At 68.7% G+C, this 6567-nt stretch carries 5 protein-coding genes; 1 reads left to right on the forward strand and 4 read right to left on the reverse strand.

The window, feature by feature from the left end; genetic code table 11:
* Positions 1-429 precede the first annotated feature (429 nt).
* Genes QZY48_RS10025 through QZY48_RS10035 form a run of 3 tightly spaced genes read right to left on the reverse strand, consistent with a single transcriptional unit; the run spans position 430 to position 5247 of the window.
* Positions 430-801 (reverse strand): hypothetical protein, encoded by a 372-nt coding sequence (locus QZY48_RS10025; RefSeq protein WP_295430634.1) that lies wholly within the window; start codon positions 799-801, stop codon positions 430-432.
* Positions 802-809: 8 nt separating this feature from the next.
* Positions 810-3899 carry an MdtB/MuxB family multidrug efflux RND transporter permease subunit gene (locus tag QZY48_RS10030; RefSeq protein ID WP_295430636.1) on the reverse strand — a complete coding sequence of 1030 codons (3090 nt, stop codon included), beginning with the start codon at positions 3897-3899 and terminating at the stop codon, positions 810-812.
* Positions 3900-3951: 52 nt separating this feature from the next.
* Positions 3952-5247 carry an MdtA/MuxA family multidrug efflux RND transporter periplasmic adaptor subunit gene (locus QZY48_RS10035; protein ID WP_295430638.1) on the reverse strand — a complete coding sequence of 432 codons (1296 nt, stop codon included), beginning with the start codon at positions 5245-5247 and terminating at the stop codon, positions 3952-3954.
* Between the two features lie 162 nt (positions 5248-5409).
* Here QZY48_RS10035 and QZY48_RS10040 point away from each other — a divergent pair, with 162 nt between their 5' ends.
* A complete protein-coding gene (locus tag QZY48_RS10040; RefSeq protein ID WP_295430640.1) occupies positions 5410-5604 on the forward strand; it encodes a hypothetical protein in 195 nt (64 codons plus the stop codon).
* Between the two features lie 87 nt (positions 5605-5691).
* On the opposite strand, the gene QZY48_RS10045 is transcribed toward QZY48_RS10040, so the two are convergent.
* The gene (locus QZY48_RS10045; protein ID WP_295430642.1) at positions 5692-6318 is read right to left on the reverse strand and encodes a PD-(D/E)XK nuclease family transposase; all 627 of its coding nucleotides are present in this window, start codon (positions 6316-6318) and stop codon (positions 5692-5694) included.
* Positions 6319-6567: the final 249 nt, after the last annotated feature.

Consider the following 6567-nt stretch of genomic DNA (forward strand, 5'->3'; position numbering starts at 1 on the left):
ACCCGCGTGCCGTGCCCTGCTTGTAGCGTCTGCCGATCATCCCCCTGACCCCTTGGTTCCGACTTGGCTGACAGTCTACGCCAGGCACCGGGCACGATCCGAATACTTGCCCAATCTCTAGAGCGGTGTCACGAGGGGGTGGGCTGGGCGGATTTACGATCAAGGCCGGCCGCCCCTATCACGGCGGTCTGGACGGTGCCCAATCGAACGCAAATTGACGTTTGCTCAGCATGTTTGAACGAGCAACTTCGGACGGGGAAATGGATGATCGAAGGGGCTCGGCCTGCTGCCGTTGCGCAATAAATAGGGGGATACCTGGGACAAACCACGGTTTCCCTGCGAACCCCCTGCCCCGGCAGCAAAGAAGCCAAAGATGGCCTGACCGTACGTCGCTCGCCGCACGTCCGGGCTAAGCCCAAGTCTGCGACCCTACCGCGTCCCGGACCCAAACGACTCGGATTTGTCCGCGAGCAATCGCTTCAGCCGCTCGTTCTCGGCCAGGGCCTCTTCCTTCGCCGCCCGCTCCCGCTCCTGCGCCGCAAGTGCCTGCTCCGCGGTCGCCCGCGCCTGCTCCGCGGCCGCCCGCTCCTGCTCCTTGGCCGCCCGCTCCTGCTCCTGCGCCGCAAGTGCCTGCTCGGCGATCAAACGGGCCTGCTCCTCGGCCGCCCGCGCCTGCTCAACCTCCGCGCGCAGGTCCTCGAATTCGAGCTGGACGCTCTGCTGTTCGCGCAGATAGTCCTGCCGTGCCTGGTAAGCATAATAGGCGTGCTCTTTCTCGGAGAATGCCTTCAGTGTGTTCATGGCTCGCCTCATCTCTCGACCGCCGTACCGCCCCGCGCCCCGATCCGCCGCCCCAGCCGGTCAAACGCGAGATAGATGACCGGGGTGGTGAAGAGCGTCAGCACCTGACTCAGCAGCAGCCCCCCCACCATGGTGATCCCCAGCGGCTGGCGCAATTCGGCCCCCATGCCGCCGCCGAGCATCAACGGCAGTGCGCTCAGGAGCGCGGCGAAGGTGGTCATGAGGATCGGGCGCAGGCGCAGCAGGCAGGCCTGGTAGATCGCCTCGCGCGGGGTCTTGCCCTCGCGGCGCTCGGCGTCCAGGGCGAAGTCGATCATCATGATCGCGTTCTTCTTCACGATGCCGATCAGGAGCACGATGCCGATGACGGCGACCACCCCCAGGTCCTGGCCCGCGAGCATCAGTGCGAGCAGGGCCCCGACCCCGGCGGACGGCAGGGTCGAGAGAATAGTGATGGGGTGGATATAGCTCTCGTAGAGCACCCCGAGCACGATGTACATGGTCACGATGGCCGCCAGCAGCAGGAAGACCTGATGGCCGAGCGAGGCGCGAAAGGCGAGCGCCGTGCCCTGGAAGCTCAACTGCACACTCGCCGGCAGCGCCAGTTCGCGCTGCGCGGCCTCGATCGCCGCCACCGCCCCCCCGAGCGAGGCCCCCGGGGCCAGGTTGAAGGAGATGGTCGCGGCCGGGAACTGGTCCAGGCGGTTCAGGATCAGGGGCGCGGTGCGCTCTTCGACCCGGGCGAGCGCCGACAGCGGCACCTGAACGCCGTTCGCCGCCGGGACATGGAGGTTCGCGAGCGCCGCGAGCCCCGGCGCCAGCCCCGGGTCGACCTCCAGCACCACGCGATATTGGTTCGCCTGGGTGAAGATGGTGGAGACCAGACGCTGGCCGAAGGCGTCATAGAGCGCATTGTCGATGGCAGCGACCGTGACCCCGAGCCGGCCGGCGGTCGCCCGGTCGATGTCGACATAGGCGGCCAGTCCCTGCTCCGCCAGATCGCTCGCCACGTCCGCCAACTCCGGCAGGGCGGCGAACCGCTCCACCAGGCGCGGCACCCAGAGGCCCAACGCGCGCGCGTCCGCGTCCTGGACGGCAAGCTGATACTGGGTCCGGCTCACCCGGCTCTCGATGCTGAGATCCTGGACCGGCTGCAGAAAGAGCCTGATCCCCGGTACCGCAGCCAGCCCCGGCTGGAGCCGGCGGATGACCTCTTGGGCCCCGGCGCGCTGTTCGCGCGGCACGAGGTTGACCAGGAACCGACCGCTGTTGAGCGTCGCGTTGGCGCCGTCCACCCCGATGAAGGAGGACAGGCTCGCGACCGCGGGGTCGGCGAGCAGGACCGCGGCCAGCGCCTGCTGGCGCTGCGCCATGGCGGCGAAGGAGACCGACTCGGGGGCCTGGGAGACGCCCTGGAGCAGGCCGGTGTCCTGGACCGGAAAGAACCCCTTGGGGATCATCATATAGAGGACCAGGGTCAGGACCAGGGTCGCGGCGGCGACCAGCAGGGTCGCCGGCTGGTGGTCCAGGACCCGGTCGAGCAGCCGGCCGTAGCCGGCGATCACCCGCTCGAAGAACCGGCCGCTCGCCCGGTAGAGTCGGCCCTCCTGCTCCGGCGGGCGATGGCGCAGCATCCGGGCGCAGAGCATCGGTGTCAGGGTCAGGGAGACGACCGCGGAGATGAGGATCGCCACCGCAAGCGTCACCGCGAATTCCTGGAACAGCCGGCCCACGACCTCGCGCATGAAGAGCAGCGGGATCAGCACGGCGATCAACGAGAGGGTCAGCGAGACGATGGTGAAGCCGATCTGACCCGCCCCCTTGAGCGCCGCCTGCAGCGGCGACTCGCCCTGCTCGATATAGCGGGAGCAGTTCTCGATCATCACGATGGCGTCGTCCACCACGAAACCGGTGGCGATGGTCAGTGCCATCAGGGTCAGATTGTTGATGCTGAAGCCTGCCAGGTGCATGACCCCGAAGGTGCCGATCAGGGACAGCGGCACCGCCACGCTGGGGATGATGGTCGCGGGGATACTGCGCAGGAAGAGAAAGATCACCATCACGACCAGGGCGGCGGCCAGCAGCAGCTCGTGCTGCACGTCCTTGATCGAGGCGCGGATGGTGACGGTGCGGTCGGTCAGGGGCGCGACCTCCACGCTCCCCGGCAGGCCCGCCTGGAGTTCGGGCAGCAGTTGCTTGATGCGGTCGACCACCTGGATGACATTGGCGCCGGGCTGGCGGCGGATGTTCAGGATCACCGCGGGGGTCTCGTCGGCCCAGGCGGCCAGATAGACGTTCTCCGCCGCCTCGTCCACCGCCGCCAGGTCGGACAGGCGGATTGGCGCACCGTTGCGGTAGGCGATGATCAGCGGCCGATACTCCGCCGCCGAGGTGAGCTGGTCGTTGGCGTCGATGGTCGAGGCGCGGTGCGGCCCGTCGAAGCTGCCCTTGGGCGCGTTCACGTTGGCATTACCGAGCGCGGTGCGCACGTCCTCCAGGCTCAACCCATAGGACGCCAGCGTCAGCGGGTTCACCCGCACCCGCACCGCCGGGCGCTGGCCGCCGCTGATGCTGACCAGCCCCACCCCCGGCAGCTGCGAGATCCGTTGTGCGAGGCGGGTGTCGGCCAAATCCTGGACCTGATACAGGGGCAGGGTCTGCGAGGTCAGGGCGAGCGTCAGGATGGGCGCGTCGGCCGGATTGACCTTGCTGTAGATGGGCGGGCTCGGCAGGTCCGCGGGCAGGAAGGTGCCGGCCGCGTTGATCGCCGCCTGGACCTGCTGCTCGGCGATATCGAGGCTGAGATCGAGCCCGAACTGCAGGGTGATGACCGAGGCCCCGCCCGAACTGGTCGAGGACATCTGGTTCAGGCCCGGCATCTGACCGAGTTGGCGCTCCAGCGGCGCGGTTACGGTCGAGCCCATCACCTCCGGGCTCGCCCCCGGGTACAGGGTCACGACCTGGATGGTCGGATAGTCGACCTCCGGCAGGGCCGACAGGGGCATCAGGCGATAGGCCAGCAACCCGGAGAGCAGGAGCGCGACCATCAGCAGCGAGGTCGCCACCGGGCGCAGGATGAAGGGGCGCGACAGGTTCATCCGCGCCGTCCCGCGCGATACAGGCGCCGCGACGGCGTCCCGACGCCCCGACTCATGGCACGCCTGGGCGCCGGCGGCGGCCCTCGGCGGGGGCCGGCTCCGGCGCGGACCCCGTGGGCGTGCCCGGCCCCGCGGGTTTGGCCGCGTCGCGCTCACCGACCGCGACCTTGGCCCCCTCCCGCAGCTTGTCGGTCCCGTCGACCACGACCAACTCGCCGGGCGCGAGGCCCTCGCTGACCGCGACCTCATCGCCCTCGGCGGCACCGAGCGTCACGGGCCGCACGCTCACGGACTGCTGCAGCCCCACGACATAGACATAGGTCCCCTGGACCCCGCGCTGGACCGCGGCGGTGGGGATCAGGGTCGCGTCGTGCAGGGTATCGACCAGCAGGTGCGCATTCACGAACTGGTTCGGAAACAGCCGTCCGTCCTCGTTCGGAAATTCCGCCTTGAGCCGGATGGTCCCCGTCGTCGGATCGATCTGGTTGTCCAGGGTCAGCAGGACACCGCCGGCAAGCTTCGTCTTCTGGGCCTTGTCATAGGCGTCCACGGTGAGCCGGGTGTCGGCGCGGACCTGCTTGAGCACCGTCTGCAAGTCATCCTCCGGCAGGGTGAAGATGACCAGGATCGGCTCAACCTCGGTGATCACCGCGAGCCCCGTCGCATCTGCGGCCCGCACGATGTTGCCGGCATCCACCAGCCGCAGGCCCACCCGCCCGCCGATCGGGGCCTTGATACGGGCATAGGTGAGTTGCAGCTTCGCGCTCTCGATCTGTGCCAGGTCGGTCTTGATCGCGCCCTCGTATTGGGCCGCCAGCGCCTTCTGGGTGTCCCACTGCTGCTTGGAGCCGGAATCCTGTTGATAGAGGGTGCGGTAGCGTTCCAGGTCGACCCGCGCATTGTCGAGCAGCGCCTGATCGCGGGCGAGCGCCCCCTGGGCCTGCAGGAGCAGGACCTGGAACGGACGGGGATCGATCTCGGCCAGCAGGTCGCCGGCCTTGACGGTCTGGCCCTCCGTGAAGGCCAGGCGCATGAGCTGACCGTCGACCTGGGTCCGCACGGTCACGGTGTTGCGGGCCGTGACCGTCCCCAGGCCCCGCAGATAGACCTTGATCGCACCGGTGCGCGCGGCCGCGGCCACCACGGGGACCGGCCGTGCTTGCGCACCGCCCCGGCCGCCGGGATTGCCGGCGCCGCGGCCAGGGTTGCCGCGGTCGGCGCTGCCCTGACCGGCAAGTCCCCCGCCGAACCAGTGCCAGTAAGCGAGCGCGGCGGCCAGGCCGACCAGGACCAGACCCAGCAGCGGCAGATAGCGGCGGCGCTTGGCGCCGGTTTCCTCCGAGGTCATCAATGGTTACCTGCTGGAGCCCTGAGGGGGCGGGGGCTGCGCGCCGGGTGGGCAATGTTGATGGACCCCAAGACGCGGCGGCGGCACGGCGGCGATCCGGCCGACCGACCGGCGGGCGACTGTCTTGGCCCGCGGCACAGATTAACCGCGTGAGGTGCAAAAATGGAGAATTCTGCAGCGGGCGGCGGGTGCTGCGTCCCGGCGGCCAGTCGGCATGGTTCGCTGCCGACGCTCGACCCGAAACGGCGCGGTCCGCTGGTCGCGTGTGCCCGCACCGAGTCCGGACGCAATGCGGCGGAGTTATCAAGCTCTATCGGTAAGGACTTCGCGGCAACCGATATCGAAGGCGTGCTTTGAACTTTGAGTTTCGTATACTGTCACCGGAACTCCCCTGGTCTGTGCCATTGTCTTGGTGCGACTCCTTCGTCACCCGAATCCGCGGGTCTACCGCATCCCGGGTCCAGACGACGCGGACTTATCCGCGAGCAATCGCTTCAGCCGCTCGTTCTCGGCCAGGGCCTCTTCCTTGGCGACCCGTTCCTGCTCTGCCGCCGCACGCGCCTGCTCTTTAGCCGCTTGCTCCTGCTCCTTGGCCGCCCGCTCTTGCTCTTTGGCCGCCCGTTCGTGCTCTGCGCTCGCCCGCGCCTGCTCGGCGGCGGCACGCTCCTGCATCGCGTCCGCCCGCGCCTGCTCGACCTCCGCGCGCAGGTCGGCGAATTCGAGCTGGATGCTCTGCTGTTCACGCAGATAGTCCTGCCGCGCCTGGTAGGCATGGTAGGCGTGCTCTTGCTCGGAGAAGGCCTTCAGGGTGTTCATGGCTCGCCTCATCTCTTGGGTCTGCATCCACGCGGGCAGTGCGTCCTCGTTCAGGCGCTCCGCCTCGTTGAAGAATTTCAGCCAGCGCTGCTGCTCGGTTTCGACCGCGTCGGCGGCGAATTTGCTCAGTTCCAGCAGCCAGATACCGCCGTGGTCCAGAAAGACGCGACCGTGCCGGTCGCGCAGCCGGAACTCGTGGGCATACTCCGGGTCATTTGGGATCGATGGGATGGCGCATGTCGGCAGTGTAGACAAGCGTCACCGGGGCGACAAGCGCAGGCGTCGGTTACGCTTCGCTAACCCGACCTACCCGATTTCACGCAAATCACCCTCGCGGATGACCATCGCGCTGGAGATCAGCGGGGTCCCGGTCGCTCCGCGAGTTGCGCCCCCAGGCGGGCAAGGGCTTCTTCGGCGTCCCGCGCCCGCCCCTCGGCCGCGCGGCGGGCCTCGGCCGCGGCCGCGGCACGCAACTCGCCCGCGGCAGCCCGCTGCTCGGCCTCC

This window comes from uncultured Thiodictyon sp. (assembly GCF_903828115.1).
In the GTDB taxonomy this organism is placed as follows: domain Bacteria; phylum Pseudomonadota; class Gammaproteobacteria; order Chromatiales; family Chromatiaceae; genus Thiodictyon.